This window comes from Streptomyces sp. NPDC044044 (genome assembly GCF_056434405.1).
On the sequence record NZ_JBWKFG010000003.1, the window covers coordinates 828,405 to 846,534 of the forward strand.

17 protein-coding genes are annotated in these 18,130 nt (G+C 70.2%); 10 read left to right on the top strand and 7 right to left on the bottom strand.

The genetic code is table 11. The features are described 5' to 3' along the window. Nucleotides 1–156: 156 nt before the first annotated feature. Both scy and mce read right to left on the bottom strand, forming a co-directional pair. Nucleotides 157–4,074 carry a polarized growth protein Scy gene (gene scy, locus AC07AG_RS14750; RefSeq protein WP_478755179.1) on the bottom strand — a complete coding sequence of 1,306 codons (3,918 nt, stop codon included), beginning with the start codon at nt 4,072–4,074 and terminating at the stop codon, nt 157–159. Between the two features lie 232 nt (nt 4,075–4,306). Continuing rightward, a complete protein-coding gene (gene mce, locus AC07AG_RS14755; RefSeq protein ID WP_249587713.1) occupies nt 4,307–4,747 on the bottom strand; it encodes a methylmalonyl-CoA epimerase in 441 nt (146 codons plus the stop codon). 136 nt (nt 4,748–4,883) lie between these two features. Here mce and AC07AG_RS14760 point away from each other — a divergent pair, with 136 nt between their 5' ends. Continuing rightward, nucleotides 4,884–6,086: an acetyl-CoA C-acetyltransferase gene (locus AC07AG_RS14760; protein WP_478755181.1), complete on the top strand. Its 1,203-nt coding sequence runs from the start codon at nt 4,884–4,886 to the stop codon at nt 6,084–6,086. Nucleotides 6,087–6,138: 52 nt separating this feature from the next. Then, a complete protein-coding gene (gene meaB / locus AC07AG_RS14765) occupies nt 6,139–7,095 on the top strand; it encodes a methylmalonyl Co-A mutase-associated GTPase MeaB (protein WP_478755183.1) in 957 nt (318 codons plus the stop codon). A 270-nt stretch (nt 7,096–7,365) separates the two neighbouring features. Here meaB and AC07AG_RS14770 read toward each other — a convergent pair whose 3' ends face one another. Then, the gene (locus tag AC07AG_RS14770; RefSeq protein WP_478755185.1) at nt 7,366–8,085 is read right to left on the bottom strand and encodes a PepSY domain-containing protein; all 720 of its coding nucleotides are present in this window, start codon (nt 8,083–8,085) and stop codon (nt 7,366–7,368) included. 145 nt (nt 8,086–8,230) lie between these two features. Between AC07AG_RS14770 and AC07AG_RS14775 the strand changes: the two genes are divergently transcribed. Together AC07AG_RS14775 and AC07AG_RS14780 are read left to right on the top strand one after the other, a co-directional pair. Beyond that, nucleotides 8,231–8,917: a response regulator transcription factor gene (locus tag AC07AG_RS14775; RefSeq protein ID WP_478755186.1), complete on the top strand. Its 687-nt coding sequence runs from the start codon at nt 8,231–8,233 to the stop codon at nt 8,915–8,917. Next, nucleotides 8,914–10,347 (top strand): sensor histidine kinase, encoded by a 1,434-nt coding sequence (locus AC07AG_RS14780; protein WP_478755188.1) that lies wholly within the window; start codon nt 8,914–8,916, stop codon nt 10,345–10,347. The genes AC07AG_RS14775 and AC07AG_RS14780 overlap by 4 nt, the downstream gene beginning before the upstream one ends. 3 nt (nt 10,348–10,350) lie before the next feature. Here AC07AG_RS14780 and AC07AG_RS14785 read toward each other — a convergent pair whose 3' ends face one another. From AC07AG_RS14785 to AC07AG_RS14800, 4 genes are all read right to left on the bottom strand, one after another. After that, nucleotides 10,351–10,827 (bottom strand): MarR family winged helix-turn-helix transcriptional regulator, encoded by a 477-nt coding sequence (locus tag AC07AG_RS14785; protein ID WP_249587707.1) that lies wholly within the window; start codon nt 10,825–10,827, stop codon nt 10,351–10,353. 120 nt (nt 10,828–10,947) lie between these two features. Continuing rightward, nucleotides 10,948–11,736, bottom strand: coding sequence for an AIM24 family protein (locus AC07AG_RS14790; protein WP_478755575.1), 789 nt, complete (start codon nt 11,734–11,736; stop codon nt 10,948–10,950). A gap of 20 nt (nt 11,737–11,756) precedes the next feature. After that, nucleotides 11,757–12,440 carry an AIM24 family protein gene (locus AC07AG_RS14795; protein ID WP_478755190.1) on the bottom strand — a complete coding sequence of 228 codons (684 nt, stop codon included), beginning with the start codon at nt 12,438–12,440 and terminating at the stop codon, nt 11,757–11,759. 1 nt (nt 12,441) lies between these two features. Beyond that, on the bottom strand, nt 12,442–13,080 hold the full coding sequence (locus AC07AG_RS14800) for an AIM24 family protein (RefSeq protein ID WP_361049931.1): 639 nt from the start codon (nt 13,078–13,080) through the stop codon (nt 12,442–12,444). A gap of 167 nt (nt 13,081–13,247) precedes the next feature. On the opposite strand from AC07AG_RS14800, the gene AC07AG_RS14805 reads away from it, so the two are divergent. The 6 genes from AC07AG_RS14805 to AC07AG_RS14830 all read left to right on the top strand — a co-directional run bounded on the left by AC07AG_RS14805 (nt 13,248) and on the right by AC07AG_RS14830 (nt 18,129). Beyond that, on the top strand, nt 13,248–13,592 hold the full coding sequence (locus AC07AG_RS14805) for a DUF3817 domain-containing protein (RefSeq protein WP_344527665.1): 345 nt from the start codon (nt 13,248–13,250) through the stop codon (nt 13,590–13,592). After that, nucleotides 13,589–13,882 (top strand): MTH1187 family thiamine-binding protein, encoded by a 294-nt coding sequence (locus AC07AG_RS14810; protein ID WP_249587703.1) that lies wholly within the window; start codon nt 13,589–13,591, stop codon nt 13,880–13,882. The genes AC07AG_RS14805 and AC07AG_RS14810 overlap by 4 nt, the downstream gene beginning before the upstream one ends. Before the next feature lie 148 nt (nt 13,883–14,030). Next, nucleotides 14,031–14,723, top strand: coding sequence for a hypothetical protein (locus AC07AG_RS14815; RefSeq protein ID WP_478755193.1), 693 nt, complete (start codon nt 14,031–14,033; stop codon nt 14,721–14,723). Continuing rightward, entirely contained in the window at nt 14,723–15,406 is a 684-nt protein-coding gene (locus AC07AG_RS14820) for a DUF4166 domain-containing protein (protein WP_478755195.1), read from the top strand. The genes AC07AG_RS14815 and AC07AG_RS14820 overlap by 1 nt, the downstream gene beginning before the upstream one ends. Next, on the top strand, nt 15,403–16,035 hold the full coding sequence (locus AC07AG_RS14825; protein WP_478755197.1) for a TetR/AcrR family transcriptional regulator: 633 nt from the start codon (nt 15,403–15,405) through the stop codon (nt 16,033–16,035). Before AC07AG_RS14820 ends, AC07AG_RS14825 begins: the two co-directional genes overlap by 4 nt. Before the next feature lie 267 nt (nt 16,036–16,302). Next, nucleotides 16,303–18,129 (top strand): glycosyltransferase family 2 protein, encoded by a 1,827-nt coding sequence (locus AC07AG_RS14830; protein ID WP_478755198.1) that lies wholly within the window; start codon nt 16,303–16,305, stop codon nt 18,127–18,129. The last annotated feature ends 1 nt before the right edge of the window (nt 18,130 follow it).

Genomic DNA, 18,130 nt, shown 5'->3' on the forward strand with positions numbered 1-18,130 from the left:
AGGTGATAGAGGGAATCCTAGGGGTCCAAGCGGCGTGTCATCGAGCAGATGCCCGTTTGATCTGGAGAATGACACCCCTTTTGAGTGGCTAACCGCCAGAGCACTTGCCAGCGACAGTGCCGAAGGTCCTTACAAAGCACGCGAGATGTTCTTTGGCTAGCCCTCAGACTGCTTGCCACCCGATCGAGTTGACCCGGCCGCCGCACCAGCCTTGACGCCACCGTCCTTCGCGCCGGGGATCGGTGGGGCCTCAAAAGACTCCAACGCCTCCAGCACGTCCTGGACACGGGAAATCTCGGCGTTGATGTCCTCACGGCGCCGGACGAGGACTTCGAGCTCGCGTTTGCCCTCGTCAACCGTACGCTTGGCTTCCGCCTCTGCCTCCGCCTTGACGCGCTCGGCGTCGCGCACCAGCTCGGCCACCTTCGTCTCGGCCTCCTTGAGCAGTGCCTCGGCCCGCTTCACGGCGGAGATCCGCACCTTGCCGGCCTCGGAACTCGCGTCCGAAACCAGCTCCTTGGCCTTCGCCTCTGCCTCGGCGAGCTGCTCCTCCGCGGCCTTCACCAGGGCGTCACAGCGCTCACCGGCGGTCTTCATCGCCTCGGCGGACTCACGGCGCGCACGCTCGTGCAGCTCCTCGATCTCGGCGGTGAGACGGTCACGCTGCTCCTCGGAGCGCTCCCTTATGGCCGTGGCGTCCCTGCGGGCACCGACGAGCAGTTCGTCCGCGTCCGTACGGGCCTTCTCCACCAGGGAGTTGCCCTCGACCGTCGCCTCGGAGACCAGGCGGTCGGCCTCCGTGCGGGCGGCGCCGACCATCGTGTCGGCCTGCGCCTCCGCCTCCGTGGTGGCCTTGAGGGCCTTCTCCTGGGCGTCCTTCGTCAGCTTGTCGGCCTCGGCGGCCGTCTCCGAGATGAGCGTGTCGACCTGCTCGGCCGCCTCGGAGCGGCGCTTGTTGGCGGCCTGGCGTGCCTCGTCCTGGGTCCGCTCGGCCTCCTCACGCGCCTGCGAGGTGAGCCGCTCGGCCTCGGCCGCCGCCTCCGCCTTGACGCGCTCGGCGTCGGAGCGGATCCGCTCGGCGTGCTGCTGGGCGGAGCCGACCGTCTCGGCGGCGTCCGCGCGAAGCCGCTCGGCGTCGCCCGTCGCGTCCGAGATGAGCTTCTCGGCCTTGGCCACCGACTCCGCGCGCACCCGCTCGGCCTCGGCGGCCGTCTCGGTCCGCAGCCGCTCGGCCTCCGCCGCCGTGTCGCTCTTGAGCCGCTCGGCCTCCGCGACCGTCTCGGTCTGCAGCCGCTCCGCCTCGCTGCGCGCCTCGCCGATCAACTGGTCGGCCTGGCTCGCCGCGTCGCTGCGGATGCGGTTGGCGTCCTCGCGGGCGTCGGCACGGGTGCGGGACGCGTCCTGCTCGGCCGAAGCGATCGCGTCCGAGGCTTCGGTGCGCGAACGCTGGGCGTGCTCGGAAGCGTCCGAACGCAGCCGCTCGGCCTCCGCGATCGCCTCCGAAACGGTGCGCTCGGCAAGCGACTTGGCGGCCTCGGCCTCTTCGTTCGCCTCGCGCCGGGTGCGGCCCGCGTCCTCGGTCGCACGCTCCCGCTCGGCATACGCGTCGGCGCGGACGCGGTCCGCCTCTTCCTGTGCCTCGGTCCGCGTGCGCTCCGCCGCGTGCTCGGCGGCGCTGCGCAGACCCGCGATCTCCTCCTGCGCGGCCTCCTGCAGGCCCGACACGGAATCCCGTACGGACTGCGCGGTCTGCTCGGCGCTGGAGACCATCTCGGTCGCCCTGCGGTCGGCCTCCTCGACGAGGCGGACGGCCTCGGCCTGGGCCTCGTCCACGCGCTTGCGGGCGGAGGCGAGGAGCTCCTCGCTCTGCTCGCGGGCCCGCTCGCGCTCCTGGTCGGCCTCACCGCGCGCGGAGCTGAGGGTCTCCTCGGCCTCCCGGCGGCGCCGCGCGGCCTCCTCCTGGGCGGCGGACAGGGCCTCGGCGGCCTCCGTGCCCACGCGCTCGGCGGCTGCCGCCGCCTCCGAGCGGAGACGGTCGGCCGACTCCTGGGCCTCGGTCTTGAGCCGCTCGGCCTCGGCGGCGGCGTCCGAACGCAGCCGCACGGCCACGTTCTCGCCCTCGGCGCGTGCCTGCGAGGCGTCGGCCGCGGCCTCGGTGCGCAGCCGCTCGGCCTCGGTCTCGGCCTGCGACTGCAGGGTGCGGATCCGCTCGGCGGACTCCGCACGCAGCCGGTCCGTCTCGTCCGACGCCTCCTTGCGCAGCCGCTCGGCCTCCGCGCGGGCGTCGGTCAGCGCCTGCTCGGCGGCGGCGACACGCTCCTCGGCCTCCGTGCGCAGGCGCGTCAGCTCGTCGGCCGCCTCGGCCTGACGCGCCGCTATGGCCCGCTCGGTCTCCTCGTGCAGGGCGCGCGCGGCGTCCTCGGCCTCGGACTTCGTGGTCTCGGCCTGCTCCGCGGCCTCCTCGCGGTGCCGCTCGGCCTCCGCGCGGGTGCGCTCCAGGGTCTCCTCGGCCTGCTTGCGCAGGCTCGTGGCGCGCTCGATCGCTTCGGTGCGGACCCGCTCGCTCTCGGCGGTCGCCGCCGTCTTCAGCTCGTCGCCGTCGGCCTTCGCCTTGGCGAGGAGCTCCTCGGCGGACTTGGCCGCCTCCTCGATCTGCTGGACGGCCTCGCGCCGGGCCTCGCTGCGGATCCGCTCGCCCTCGGAGACCGCGTCGGCCCGCAGCTGCTCGGCCTCGCCGCGCAGGCGGCGCGCCTCCTCCTGCAGCTCGACGGTCTTGGCGCGGTACTCCTTGGTGTCGTCCTTCGCCGTGCCCTTGAGCTCCTCGGCGATGTCGTGCGCCTCGGCCCGCAGCCGGTCGGCCTCGGACTCGGCCTCGGTGCGGATCCGCTCGGCCTCCTCCGTGGCGGCCTTCGTCGTCTCCTTGGCGTCCTTGGACGCCTTGTCGAGTACGTCCTCGGCGGTGCGCGCGGCCTTGGCGAGCTGGCCCGCGGTCTCCTCGGCGGTGATCGTGCGCGCCTTCTCGGCGGCTTCCTTGATCAGCTGCTCGGCCTCGGCGCGGGCGTCGGCGACGAGCTGCTCGGCCTCGGCCTTGGTGGCCTCGGCCTCCTTCGTGGCCTCGCCGACCAGGCGGGCGACCTGCTCCTTGGCGGTGCGCGTGCGCTGTTCGTTGGCGCCCTCGGCGGCCGAGAGCTGTTTGGACGCGGTGTCCTTGGCCTCGGAGAGGACCTTCTCCGCCTCCGCACGCGCCTCGCGCAGAGCCGTTTCGGCCTCCGCCATGCGCTGCTCGGCAGCCCGGCTCGCCTCGGTGGCCTGGCGGCGGGCCTGCTCGGACTCGGTGGCCGTGGTGGAGCGCAGCTGCTCCGCGTGGTCGGTGGCCTCCTGCGCCTGCGTGGAGGCGGCATTCAGGAGGCGCTCGGCGTCCGTGCGGGCCCGGCGCAGGGTCGCCTCGGCGTCGGCTCGGGCGGCCTCGGCGTCGCTCGCCAGGCGCTGGCGGGCCTCTTCGGCCACGCGCTCGGCCTCGGCGCGGGCGGCGGCCAGGGCCTGGTCGGCCTCGGCGCGCGACTCGTCGAGCAGGCGGCGCGCCTGCTGTTCCGTGCGCGCCCGCAGCTGCTCGGCCCACGCCACGTTCTCGTTGACGTGCGACTCGACGGTCTGGCGGCGCTCGGACAGCTCCTGGTCGAGCTGCTGACGGCGTGACACCGCCTCGGAGTGCAGCTCGGACTGGAGCCTGGCCTGCTGCTCGGCGTGCTCCTGGAGGATGCGCTGGGTCTGCGCACGGGCGTCGCGCAGCTCCCGCTCGGCGTCCTGGCGCAGCTGATCGGCCTGGATCTGGGCATTACGGAGCAACTGCTCGGCCTGGTAGCCGATGTCCGCGCCGTCGTAGGCAGGGCGGGACGCGAGGTTGCGGCGCGCCTCGTGAAGCTTGGCGCGCAACACCTCGACCTGGTAGCCGAGGTCTTCGGCGTGCTGAACAGCCTTCTCTCGCTCGGTCTTCAGCCGGTCCATCTCGGCCTCGAACCGCGAAAGATGGTCCGTCTCAGCCCGCGAGCTCTCTTGGCGTTCGTAGCCCCGCACTGCGCGGTCCCATCCGTCCCCTGGTCGCAAGTCTCTTCGTACGAGCCCTGTCCATCCGCCGAACGGGGCCCACGGGGAATGGTGTCAGATCAACAGCAGAGCATGGGCTGCTGCCCTGACGCTCGTCCCCCGAAACCCGGACCCCGGCAAGCGGCCGCCCAGCGTACGGACGACCGGCCGCCCAATACTTCGGACGGCCGACCCCAACCCTACCGGCCCAAGTATGCGGAGGTCAGTGCTCCGGTGACTCCTGAGCTGCCGAGGTGACGAGTTCGGTCAGTACGCCGTGGCAGTCCTTGGGGTGCAGGAAGGTGATGCGGGAGCCCATGGAGCCGATTCGGGGCTCCTGATAGAGGACGCGGACGCCCTTGTCCTTGATGGCGGCGGCGTCGCCATCCACGTCCGCGGTGCCGAAAGCGATGTGGTGCACGCCCTCGCCGTTCTTGGCCAGCCACTTGCCCACGGCGGAGTCGTCGCGCGTGGGTTCGAGGAGCTGCAGGTAGGAAGCGCCGCCGTCGCTCGTCTCGTTGATCTTGAGCATGGCCTCGCGCACCCCCTGCTCTTCATTGACTTCGGTGTGGAACACCGTGAAGCCGTACGTCTCCCGGTAGAACTCGACGGTCTTGTCGAGGTCGAAACAGGCGATCCCGATGTGATCGATTCGCGTCAGCATGTTTTAAGTCCAGCCCTTCCGGCGCTGATTACGCAACGTGCGCGCGATCACACCGAACTCCCGATGACGCCCGGCGTACCGCTCAGTACATTCAAGTAAACCCTCATTAACTTCTCCTCCCAAGGGGCCGTGGCACATGTCTGGAACGACCGGTACCACCTCAGTGATCGTCGCGGGCGCCCGAACGCCCATGGGCCGCCTGCTGGGCTCCCTCAAGTCCTTCTCCGGCGCCGACCTGGGCGGTTTCGCGATCAAGGCCGCGCTGGAGCGGGCCGGGATCGGCGGCGACCAGGTGCAGTACGTGATCATGGGGCAGGTCCTCACGGCCGGGGCAGGGCAGATCCCGGCACGTCAGGCCGCCGTCAAGGCGGGCATCCCCATGAACGTCCCCGCGCTCACCGTCAACAAGGTGTGCCTCTCCGGGCTCGACGCGATCGCGCTGGCCGACCAGCTGATCCGCGCGGGCGAGTTCGACGTCGTCGTCGCCGGCGGCCAGGAGTCGATGACCAACGCGCCGCACCTCCTCCCGAAGTCGCGCGAAGGCTTCAAGTACGGCGCCATCGAGATGCTCGACTCCATGGCGTACGACGGTCTGACCGACTCCTTCGAGAACATCGCCATGGGCGAGTCCACGGAGAAGCACAACACCCGCCTCGGCATCGCACGCCCCGAGCAGGACGCGATCGCCGCCGCCTCCCACCAGCGGGCCGCCGCGGCGCAGAAGAACGGCATCTTCGAGGCCGAGATCACCCCGGTCGAGATCCCGCAACGCAAGGGCGACCCGGTCCTGTTCTCCAAGGACGAGGGCATCCGCGCCGAGACGACCGCCGAGTCCCTCGGCAAGCTGCGCCCCGCCTTCACCAAGGACGGCACGATCACGGCGGGCACGTCCTCGCAGATCTCCGACGGTGCCGCGGCGGTCGTGGTGATGTCGAAGGCCAAGGCCGAGGAGCTCGGCCTCGACTGGATCGCGGAGATCGGGGCCCACGGCAACGTGGCGGGCCCGGACAACTCGCTCCAGTCGCAGCCGTCGAACGCGATCCAGCACGCCCTGAAGAAGGAGGGCCTCGACGTCGCGGACCTCGACCTGATCGAGATCAACGAGGCCTTCGCCGCGGTCGCGGTGCAGTCAATGAAGGACCTCGGGGTGTCCTCGGAAAAGGTGAACGTCAACGGCGGTGCCATTGCCCTGGGTCACCCGATCGGGATGTCCGGCGCGCGCGTCGTCCTGCACCTCGCCCTTGAGCTGAAGCGGCGCGGCGGCGGCGTGGGCGCGGCCGCGCTGTGCGGTGGCGGCGGGCAGGGCGACGCGCTGATCGTGAAGGTGGCGAAGGCCTGACGCGTTTCGTGCGTGCGAGTCTTCCCTACGTCTTGGAACGGAGCTGTCTGACATGCAGGACGTCCCCTCCCTGGTGGCACAGGCCCGCGAGGGCAGGCCACGGGCCGTGGCCCGGCTGATCTCACTGGTCGAGGGGGCGTCACCGCAGCTCCGCGAGGTCATGGCGGCGCTGGCTCCGCTGGCGGGCCATGCGTACGTGGTGGGCCTCACGGGATCTCCCGGTGTCGGCAAGTCGACTTCGACGTCGGCGCTGGTGTCCGCGTACCGCAGGGCGGGCAAGCGGGTCGGCGTCCTGGCCGTCGACCCTTCGTCCCCCTTCTCCGGGGGCGCGCTGCTCGGCGACCGGGTCCGGATGTCGGAGCACGCGTCCGACCCCGGGGTCTACATCCGCTCCATGGCGACGCGGGGCCACCTCGGCGGCCTCGCGTGGTCGGCCCCGCAGGCGATCCGCGTGCTCGACGCGGCGGGTTGCGACGTCATCCTGGTCGAGACGGTGGGCGTGGGCCAGTCCGAGGTGGAGATCGCCTCGCAGGCGGACACGTCGGTGGTGCTTCTCGCCCCCGGGATGGGGGACGGGATCCAGGCGGCGAAGGCCGGGATCCTGGAGATCGGCGATGTGTACGTCGTGAACAAGGCGGACCGGGACGGCGCGGACGCGACCGCGCGCGAGCTGAACCACATGCTGGGGCTCGGGGAGTCGCGCGGCGCCGGTGACTGGCGCCCGCCCATCGTGAAGACGGTGGCCGCACGGGGCGAGGGGATCGACGAGGTCGTCGAGGCCCTGGAGAAGCACCGGGCGTGGATGGAGGAGCGGGGCGTCCTCGGGGAGCGGCGCGCGGCGCGGGCGGCCCGCGAGGTGGAGACCATCGCGGTCACGGCCCTGCGGGAACGGATCGCGGACCTCCACGGGGACGCGCGGCTCTCGGCGCTGGCGGAGCGGATCGTCGCCGGGGAGCTGGACCCTTACGCGGCGGCGGACGAACTGGTGGCCAGCCTGACCTCGGGGTGAGGGCCTGGACCGGCTCGGTGATCCGGTGGGTTCACGGATCCCCCGCTTCTGGTGGCCCGCAGCCGAATGAGCCGCCGCTTCGCGGCGAATCTCTCCCGCCCACCCACCCGATTACCCCGGAGTAACGGGTGGGTGGGCGGGAAACACTCGCCGCGAAGCGGCGGCTCAGGCAGTGACGAGCCGCGCACCGGCGGTTCAGGCACACGCACGACGCGAGCCGGCCCCGCAGGATAATCCTGCGGGGCCGGCTCTCCGGGGGGACGGGGCCAATTAGTCGTCGGAGCCGTCAGCGTCGTCGTCCGAGTCGTTGTCGTCCGAGTCATGGTCGGAGTCGTCGTGGCTGTCCGACTTGTCGGCCGTGACCTTGCCCGACTGCAGGTCGACCTTCCAGTCGGACTCCGCACCCTTGGAGTTGGACGTCTCCGCGTCCCAGGCACCGGCCGTGCCGTCGTCGTCCAGGTCCACGGACGTGACCGTGCCCTTGGCCGCGGCGGCCTCAGCCGCGTCCTGCGCCGAGGTGGACGCACCGTTCAGGGCGGCGGCCACGCGCTTGGCGTCGCCGTCCTCGTCCTGCTCGGTGTGCGAGCCCAGGACCTTGCCCGTGCCGGGGTCGACCTGCACGCTGTGCCACGTGCCGCCCTTGCCGAGCACGTCGACGTCCCAGACCAGGCCGCCGTTGTCCTCGTCGTCCAGCTCGGCGGAGACCGCCGTACCCGACTGGTTCGCGAGGGCCGCCTTGATCGCGTCGGCCGCGGTCACCTTGGCGGCCTTCACCTCGGTGGTGTTCTCCTTGGCGTCGTCGCGGTCGTCGTACCGGTCGTCCCGGTCGTCGTCGCGGTCGTTGTCCCGGTCGTGGTCCTTCAGCTGGACGCTGGACTTCTTGGCCGCGGCCGACGACTCGTCGTCGCCGGTGGCGGCGAGCGCTGTCGCCGTGCCGCCCCCGATCAGGGCGATGGCCGCGACAGTGGCGATGACGATGTTGCGCTTCATAAGGGGTTCCTCCCGAGACGGTGGCTGTGCGGCCCGGGGGCCGCTGCCGTTCGCTTTCGACAAGAACCAATCTGGCTGAGCGATGCTGAAGCCAGCCTGAAGCCGCCTGAAGAACTCTTCAGGTTCGCTCTGTCACCCTGAACGCATGCGCCTGTTGATCGTGGAAGACGAAAAGCGCCTCGCGTTGTCCCTGGCCAAGGGCCTGACGGCCGAGGGCTATGCCGTGGACGTCGTCCATGACGGCGTCGACGGACTGCACCGGGCGAGCGAGGGAACGTACGACCTGGTCATCCTCGACATCATGCTGCCCGGCATGAACGGCTACCGGGTCTGCTCCACCCTGCGGGCCGCGGGACACGACGTACCGATCCTGATGCTCACGGCCAAGGACGGCGAGTACGACGAGGCGGAGGGGCTCGACACGGGCGCCGACGACTACCTCACCAAGCCGTTCTCGTACGTCGTGCTCGTTGCCCGTGTGAAGGCGCTCCTGCGCCGCCGCGGCAACGCGGGGCCGTCCCCGGTCCACACACTCGGCGACCTCAAGGTCGACACCGCGGCGCGCCGCGTCTTCCGCGGCAAGGACGGCGAGGACGGTGAGGGGAGCGAAGTGACCCTCACGGCCAAGGAGTTCGCGGTCCTGGAACAGCTCGTCCTGCGGGCGGGCGAGGTCGTCTCCAAGGGCGACATCCTCGAACACGTCTGGGACTTCGCCTACGAGGGGGATCCCAACATCGTCGAGGTGTACATCAGCGCCCTGCGGCGCAAGCTCGGAGCGCCGCTCATCAAGACCGTGCGCGGCGCCGGATACCGCCTGGAGGCCCCCCGATGAGGCGCTTCTTCAGTTCCGTACGGGCCAGGGCGACCATCGGCGCCTCCCTGGTCGTCGCCGTCGCGCTGGTCGCCGCCGGAGCCGCCGTGCTGCTCTCGCTGCGCGCCAATCTGACGGACCAGGCGAGCGGCCAGGCCGAGTCATCCGCTCGCGGGGTGGCCTCGCAGCTCGCCGCGAACACGGCGTACGGCGAGCTGGACCTGGACGACGAGGACACCCCGGTCCAGGTCGTCGACGCCGACGGGCGACTCGTCGCCGCCAGCGAGGAGCTGGAGGCCATCAGCGGCACGGGGACCGACGCCGTCAAGCCGCGGCCCGCGTCCACCACGCCGCCCGCCAAGGGCGACGACGATGACGACGGGAGCGAGGGCGACGCGCTCGAAGGCGGGGAGATCTCCGATGACCGGGCGCCCGTCACCACCGGCTCCGCCACCGTCGACGGCGAGACGGAGGACTACCGCTTCGCCGCCGTCAAGGTGGACGTCGAGAACAAGGGCGACCTCACCGTCTACGCCGGCGCCTCGCTCGCCGCCCAGCAGAGCGCGGTGTCCACGGCGCTGACGTCCATGCTCCTCGGTTTCCCGCTGCTCCTGGCCGTCATCGCCGGGGTGACCTGGCTGGTGACGCGGCGCGCACTGCGCCCGGTGGACGCGATCCGCTCCGAGATGGCGGCCATCACCGCATCCGAGGACCTCGCGCGCCGCGTGCCCGAGCCGGACACGCACGACGAGATCGCCCGCCTGGCCACGACCACGAACGAGACGCTCGCCGCCCTGCAGAGTTCGGTGGAGCGCCAGCGCCGCTTCGTGGCCGACGCCTCGCACGAACTGCGCAGCCCCATCGCCTCCTTGCGCACCCAGCTCGAAGTGGGCGCGGCCCACCCGGAGTTGCTGGATGTGGACGGTGCGGTCGAAGACACCGTACGACTTCAGGAACTGGCCGCCGACCTGCTTCTGCTGGCCCGTCTTGACGCGGGCGAGAAGCCGGGCGGGGGGCATGTGGATCTGGCGGCCCTGGCCCGTGAGGAGCTCTCGCAGCGCACACGGGACCGTGCCGATGTCCGCATGGATCTGAAGAACGTCGAAGTCACCGGCTCCCGGAGCCAGTTGGCGCGCGTGCTCGGCAACCTCGTGAACAACGCGCAGCGTCACGCGCGCTCGCACGTCACGGTCGCCACCCGCGCCGAGGGCACATGGGCGGTCCTTGAGGTCTCCGACGACGGGGACGGCGTACCGGAGAGCGAGCGCGACCGGATCTTCGAGCGCTTCGTCCGCCTCGACGACGCCCGCACCCGGGACGACGGCGGGGCGGGTCTGGGCCTCGCCATCGCGCGCGATGTCGCCGCACGCCACGGCGGGACCCTCACGGTCCAAGAGGCCCCCGGTGGGGGAGCGCTCTTCGAGCTCAGGATCCCTGCCGCTTCCCGGTGAGGGTCAGGGCTTGCCCCGCTGGGCGCGGAGGTGTTCGGCGATCGGGGTCAGGGCCTTGTGGAGTTCGCCGAGCGCCTCGGGCGAGATCAGGTCGACGAAGTGCTGGCGGACCGAGGCCACGTGGTGCGGGGCGACCCGCTGCATGGTCTCCATGCCCTCGTCCGTGAGGACGGTGTAGAGCCCGCGCCGGTCGGACTCGCAGTTCTCCCGGCGGACCAGGCCCGCGTTCTCCATGCGGGTGATCTGATGGGACAGGCGGCTCTTGGACTGCAGTGTGGCGGCCGCGAGATCGCTCATACGCATCCGCTTCTCCTCCGATTCGGAGAGATGCACGAGGATGTCGTAGTCGTTCATGGTCAGGTTGAACGGCTGGAGGTCTTTCTCGAGCTGATATGTCAGCATCCTGTTGACCTCCACGTGGGTGCGCCAGGCGCACTGTTCCTCGTTGGTCAGCCACTGCGGGGCCGTATCGGTCTCCATGGAATCGATTCTACCTAAGAAGTTGAAAGGTGAACGAATGTCGGTGTGTGACACGCGCCTCTCACCCCCCAGGTGACAGAGGGGCACAGGCGTTCGCCGTCACACTCCGCAGACTACCGCTCACAGGCCGAAGCGACGCTGGAGGTCCCCCAGTTGTCCGGGAAGGCGTGGTTGTCCCGGCTGCTGTCCGTGTTGACCCGGTGCGCCCTGGCCCCCCGGCACGCCCGCCTGCTGCGGCACCGCGCCCGTCGCCTGCTCGGCCATGAGTGCCTCCGAGGACTGCAGGAGCACCGTGCCCGCGCCCACGAACTCGAACTGGTGCTCCTCGCCCGAGGTGCCACCGATCCCGGTCAGCGCCCGTAGGCCCCCGATGACTCCGGTCAGATATCCGTGGTCGTAGTGATGGCAGGGCGAGGGGCAGTCGGCCCAGCCCACCAGGGCCTGCGGATCGACCCGGATCGGCGGCTCCATGAACACCACGGGGCCGTTCGAAGCGGCCACGAACTTTCCGGTCCCGATCAGGGTCAGAAAGCCCGGAACGATGGATTGCTTCAGCGCGAGAGTTGGCTGAAAAGCGAGGAGGTTGCCCGAGCGAATGGTGAGGTTGCCGTCTTCGAGGTCGTAAGAATTCACGTCGAAGGCCCGGTCGGCGAGGAGCATCTTGCCCTGGCCGTCGGCCACGACCCAGTCGCTCGCGTGCAGGGGCGAATGAAAACTCGTGCGCACCAGGCGGTCCAGGCGGCCGTGCCCGATGCCGTTGAACTCGATCGACCCGTAATAGGCGATCATCTTCCCCTTCTGCAGGAACCACTGGCTCCCCTTGAGCTCCACGCAGAAGGTGTACGCGTTCACGCTGTCGTCGCTCGGCAGCGTCATCGGGTCGAGGGCCGCGGGCGCTCCCACGGGCATCGAGGGGTTCCCAGCGGGGTTCACAGCTTCTCCTCCGACGCCTGGACGTACACCGCACCGCTTCCGGACAGCTCCAGCTGGAAGGCCTCGCCCGAGCCCCGCCCCACCATGTCGCGCCAGCCGAGCGCCGTGGAGAGCTTGTTGCGCACGTCGCCGTGGTGCGCCACATACGCCTGCGGGTCGACATGGACCGGGCGCTGCGGGGTGATCGGCACCTCGATGACCCCGCCGTGCGCCATGACGGCGACCGCGCCCTGGCCCTTGAGGGTGGTCGTGAAGAGGCCCTGTCCTGTGACCTGGCCGCGCACCATGCCCATGACGCCGCCCTGTGAGCCCATGAACATCGTGCCCTGCTGGAGTGTGCCGTCGAAGGCGAGCAGCCGGTCCGCCTCCACATAGAGGGTGTCCCCGGAGAGGTTGATCACCTGGATGTGGTGGCCGCCGTGCCCGAAGAGGACGGTGCCGCTGGGGGTACCTCCCTGGTCATCAAGACCTTGGGGGACTTCGACGGTCATCAGGGGAGTCGCCTCATTGGCGACCCGGCGCCCGAGCATGGAGGCCAGGCCGCCCTGCCCGCCCTGGACGTTGGGGGTGAACACGACGTCTCCCTTGTAGGCGAGCATGGCGCCGCGCTGGCTGAAGAGCCGCTGGCCCGGAAGGATGGTCGCCTCGACCATCTTCGAGTTGATCTCTCGGAAGGGCATGTCAGACGTCCCCCGCGATCGTGGTCCGCTCGCTGGGCTGGACATAGACGAGTCCCTCGCCCTCGAAGCGGATCTGGAAGGCCTCGCCGCCGCCCTCTCCGAGCAACGTACGGAAAGTGACCCCGGACTGGAGGTTCTGGCGGAGGTCTCCTTGGTGCGCGACATACGCACCCGGGTCCACCGTGAGGGGATACTGCCGGCTCACGCGAAGGACCACCGCGGGACCGTCGGACATGATCGCCGCCTGGCCCGAGCCCTCGACGGTCGTGGTGAACAGGCCGTTGCCCTGCGAGGCGCCGCGCACGCCCGTGAAGTGGGTGCCGGTGCGCAGGCCCGCGTCCGTGCACAGAAGATTGCCGGCCTCGACGAAGAGCTTCTCGCCGCGCAGCTCCACGAGGTTGATCTCCGTGGCGCGGTCGGCGAACCAGCAGGTGCCGTGCCCCTTCACCTCCATCACCGTCATCTGCTCGCCGGTGAGGCGGCGGGTCACCATGCCCCGCACGCCCTCGCCGCCGCCGGTCATCTTTTTGAAGGCCATCTGGCCGTCGTACGCGACCATCGAGCCGTTCTTCGCTTTGACGGCGTCGCCGGACATGTCCACGGCGAGCACCCTGCTGCCTTGCAGTCGGAACGTTGCCACGTATCGACGGTAGCCGTCGGATATGGGGTCGGAACAGGGCATCGGCCCCTGAGCGAACCCGGAGAACACCCCGATGTCACAATGGGGGTCGCTTGTGCGCGCATTCACAAGATCAATGCCGTCGAGCGGCCCTGCCCCTCGCTCCCGCCTCCCACCGAAGGTGATCCGTGGACATCAAGACCGCTTCCGCACTCCGCCGCCTCCGTCTGGTCTCGGCCCCCGAGGCCGTCTCCTTCCTGCTCCTGATCATCTGCTCGGTGCTCAAGCGGACCACGGACTTCAACGCCGTGCCGGTGATGGGCATGGTCCACGGCGTGCTCTTCATCCTGTACGTGCTGTTCTGGCTCGACGCCTGGAACCGCACGAAGTGGAACGTGAAGACGGCCGCGCTCTACTTCATCCTCTCCGTCCTGCCGACGGGCGGTTTCTTCGCCGAGCGGAAGCTGAAGCGTGAGGCCGAGGCCGCCGTGATCGCGTCGCGCGCCCGCCGCGAAGGTGTCGTGAGCGCATGATCGTCGCCTTCTCCGTGACGCCGCTGGGCGTCGGCGAGGACGTGGGCGAGTACGTCGCCGACGCGGTCCGCGTCGTCCGCGAATCGGGCCTGCCCAACCGGACCGACGCGATGTTCACCTCCGTCGAGGGCGAGTGGGACGAGGTGATGGACGTCGTCAAGCGCGCCGTCGCCGCGGTCGAGGCAAGGGCGCCGCGCGTCTCCGTCGTCATGAAGGCGGACATCCGTCCCGGGGTGACGGACGGGATGACGTCGAAGGTCGAGACGGTGGAGCGGCACCTCTCCGAGTAGTCGCGCGCACCAACCTCCCGTACTGCGAGAAGCCCCCGCCGGAAGCCGGCGGGGGCTTCTCCTTGTCCGCGGACTTGAGCGAGTGCTCAAAAATATCTACGATCCTCTTGAGCACTCGCTCAAAACCGCACTGACATGGGGGTATGTCGTGAGCCTGTACGTCGAAGCACGTATAGACGCCGACCTCGACGAGCTCTGGGCACGCACCCAGGAGCCGTCCCAGCACCAGCGCTGGGACCTCCGCTTCACCGAGATCGACTACCTGCCGCAGGTACCCGGCGAGCCGCAGCACTTCCGGTACGGCACGCGCGTCCTGCCCTTCCTCACCCTCGCGGGCACCGGGATCTCCGCGGGCGAGAAGCGCCGCGAGGACGGCACCAGGACGTCGGCGCTGCGTTTCTCCTCGCCGCACCCGCTCTCGCTCCTCCAGGAGGGCTCGGGTTACTGGCGTTACGTCCCCGCCCCGGACGGCGGCATCCGCTTCCTCACCGGCTACGACTACCGGCCGCGCTGGGGCCGCTTCGGCGTGCTCGCCGACCGGCTCGTCCTGCGCCCCCTGATGGGCTGGGCCACGGCCTGGTCCTTCGACCGGCTGCGCCTCTGGCTCGAACGGGGGATCACGCCCGAGCGCCAGCTGCTGCACGGTCTCGCCGAGGTGGCCGTGCGCGTCGGGTGCGTGGTCGCGGCCGTCGTCGCCGCCCCGATGACGGCACTCGCGACCCTGGCGCTCGCCTTCGTCCTGCCGCCCCTGCCGACGACACCGGCGGCGCGCCGCTGCCTGCGGAAGCCGCCGCCACGCGCGCGTGCACCGCGCGTCCTGGCGACCCTCCAGGAGCGCTGATGCAGCCGTCGATCTTCCGCACGGTGATGGGCCCCGACTTCGACCGCCTCCACCCCCAGCTGCAACGCCGCTTCTCCGTGGGCCTGGCGAGCGGCGAGGCGTGCACCGGCCGAGGCGTCATGGACCGGATCTGGCACGGCGCGGGCTTCGTGAAACCGTTCCTGGCGCTGGGCGGCACCCGCAACATCCTCGTCCCGCGCGCGGGACGCCAGGTCCCCTTCGTCATCGAGAACGTGCCGTACGCCGACACATTCGGCCGTGAGACGGTGAGCTTCGTGCGCACCTTCGATCTTCCCGGCCGCTCGCGCCGCTTCGACGCCCAGATGGTCCTCGGCCCCAAGGGGGACCGGATCCTCGACTACCTCGGCACCCACCAGCACCTCGCGAGCGACCTCCACCTCCGGGCCGAGCCGGACGGATCTCTGCTGATCCGCTCCGGGGAGCACCGGTTCCGGGAGGGGCCGGTGGATGTCAGGGTCCCCGAACTGATCGGCGGGGACGCCGAGGTGCGGGAGTCGTACGACGACTCGACGGGCCGCTTCCGTATCCGGGTCCGCGTGGTGAACCGGCACTTCGGACCGCTCTTCGGGTACGAGGGTTCCTTCACGGCGGAGTACACGGACGTCCGTGGCTGTGGCGTGCGCCCGGGGCTGCGGCCCGTCCGTGAGGAGGCGAGGGCGTGAGCGCCGATACGAAGCAGAAACTCCTCGAAGGGGCCCTGCGCACGCTGACGGAGCAGGGCATCGCGAAGACGTCCGCCCGGACGATCGCGGCTGCCGCCGGAGTCAATCAGGCGCTGGTCTTCTACCACTTCGGATCGGTCGACGAGCTCCTCGCGGCGGCCTGCCGCCACGGCTCGGAGCAGCGGGTCTCCCGCTATCGGGAGCGGCTCGACGCGGTGTCATCGCTGGCCGAACTCCTCGAATTCGGACGCGAGATGCACGAGGAGGAGCGGGCCGCGGGGCATGTGGCGGTGCTCGGCCAGCTCCTGGCCGGAGCGCAGACGCAGCCGCGCCTGGCCCCCGCGACGGCCGCGGGCCTCGCCCTGTGGATCGAGGAGATCGAGAAGGTCCTGGTCCGGGTCCTCTCGGCGACGCCGCTGGGGGAGTTCGCGGATCCCGTGGGGCTTGCGCGGGCGGTGGCGGCGTCGTTCGTGGGCATCGAGCTGTACGAGGGCGTGGACGCGCCTGGTGCGGGCAGGGCGCTGGATGCCCTGGAGCAACTGTCCGTCCTGGTGACGGCGGTTGAGGATCTGGGGCCGCTTGCGCAGCGGGCCATGCGGCATCGTCTGCGGCGGGCCAAGCACTCCTGAGCCTTCCCCTCGGGGTGCCCTCTCTCGGTGGTGCGCCCTCCGTAGGGACCTCTCCCGCCCACCTACCCGATTGCCCCGTGGTGCCAAGGGGAGGGTGCCGACGCATCCCGTGGCACGTCCCGCAACCGCAGCCAAACCGCTCACCCTAAAACCGCCCGCACGGACCACCCGGTTCGACACGCCGGAGAAACTCACCTTTTGTGTGGGTATCGGCTTGTTCGCACCTGAACCTGCCATTGCCAGATCACCCAAGACCTGGAGGGCGCTGTGCGGCCGGAGGGCTACGACTACGACACCCACAGCACACTCGCCGGACCGCTCACCGAGCCGGGCGGCGACGGCGGCAGTGATCGCTATCGGGTGCAGTACAGCAAGCTGCTCTCCCGTGAGCCCCACCGAATACGAGCCGTCATCCTCATGACGCTCGCGCCCGTCCTCACCGGCCTCCTCCTCGTCTACCTCGTCTGGCCCACCCACTGGACGGAACGCGAGGGCGCCGACCGCTGGCTCATCGGACTCGACGTCACGATGCTCGTCGCGATCGGGCTCATCGAGCTCTTCATGCTCGTCAACGTCATCTCGATCGCGCACGCGACGATGGTGGCGAGGGACCCGATACCGGTCACCCCCGAGCCCGGCACCCGCGTCGCGTTCCTCACGACGTACGTCCCCGGCAAGGAACCCCTCAGCATGGTCCGCGCCACCCTCGAAGGGGCCAAGCGGATACACCACACGGGACCCCTCGACGTCTGGCTCCTGGACGAAGGGGACAGCGAGGACGCCAAGGAACTCTGCGGCGAACTCGGCGTACTCCACTTCACCCGCAACGGCGTCCCCGAGTGGAACCGCAAGAAGGGTGTCCACAAGGCCCGCACCAAGCACGGCAACTACAACGCCTGGCTCGCGATGCACGGCGGCGACTACGACTTCTTCGCCTCGGTGGACACCGACCACGTCCCCCTCCCCAACTTCCTCGAGCGGATGATGGGTTACTTCCGGGACGAGGATGTGGCGTTCGTCGTCGGGCCCCAGGTCTACGGGAACTACGACTCACCCGTCACCAAGGCCGCCGAGTCCCAGCAGTTCCTCTTCCACGCCCTGATCCAGCGCGCAGGCAACCGCTACCGCGCGCCCATGTTCGTCGGCACCAACAACGTCGTACGCATCCAGGCGCTCCGCCAGGTCGGCGGCCTCTACGACTCCATCACCGAGGACATGGCGACCGGCTTCGAGCTGCACCGTCACAAGAACCCCCTCACCAGGAAGCACTGGCGGTCCGTCTACACCCCGGACGTGCTCGCCGTCGGTGAGGGTCCCGCCTCCTGGACGGACTTCTTCACCCAGCAGATGCGCTGGTCGCGAGGGACGTACGAGACGCTGTTCAAGCAGTACTGGAAGGCACCGTTCACGATGCCGCCCGGCCGTCTCTTCTCGTACACGATGATGCTCGTCTACTACCCCATGACGGCCGTCAACTGGCTGCTGGGTGTGCTGAGCTGCGTGCTCTTCCTGTGGTTCGGCGCGTCCGGGACCCAAGTCGCCGCCTCCGTCTGGCTGATGCTCTACAGCGACGCGGCTGCGCTCCAGGTGGGGCTCTACTTGTGGAACCGTCGCCACAACGTCTCCCCGCACGAACCGGAAGGCTCCGGAGGCCTCGCGGGCATGGCGATGTCCGCGCTCTCCGCGCCCATCTACGCCAAGTCGCTCGGCGCCGCCGTCCTGCGCCGCCCGAGCCGCTTCGTGGTCACGCCCAAGGGCGGCGACGCCAGCCCGGACAGGGTGCTCACCTTCCGGATCCATCTCTTCTGGGCGGCGGTCCTCGCCAGTTCGCTGGTCGCCTCGTTCGTGCTCGGCCACACCCACGTGGCGATGCGCACCTGGGCCGTGCTCGCGATGGTCATCTCGCTCGCCCCGATCGCGATCTGGAGCTTCACGCTGGTCAAGGAGCGCAAGGAACGCAAGGTGCACGGCGAGGCCCGTCAGAGGGCGCGGCAGCGCGGCAGGCAGGACGCGGAAGGCCTGGGCGCACCGGGCGGCGCGGACGGCGAGCCGGAGCCGGCGTTCGCCACCGGTACGACGACAGGAGGGAACTGAC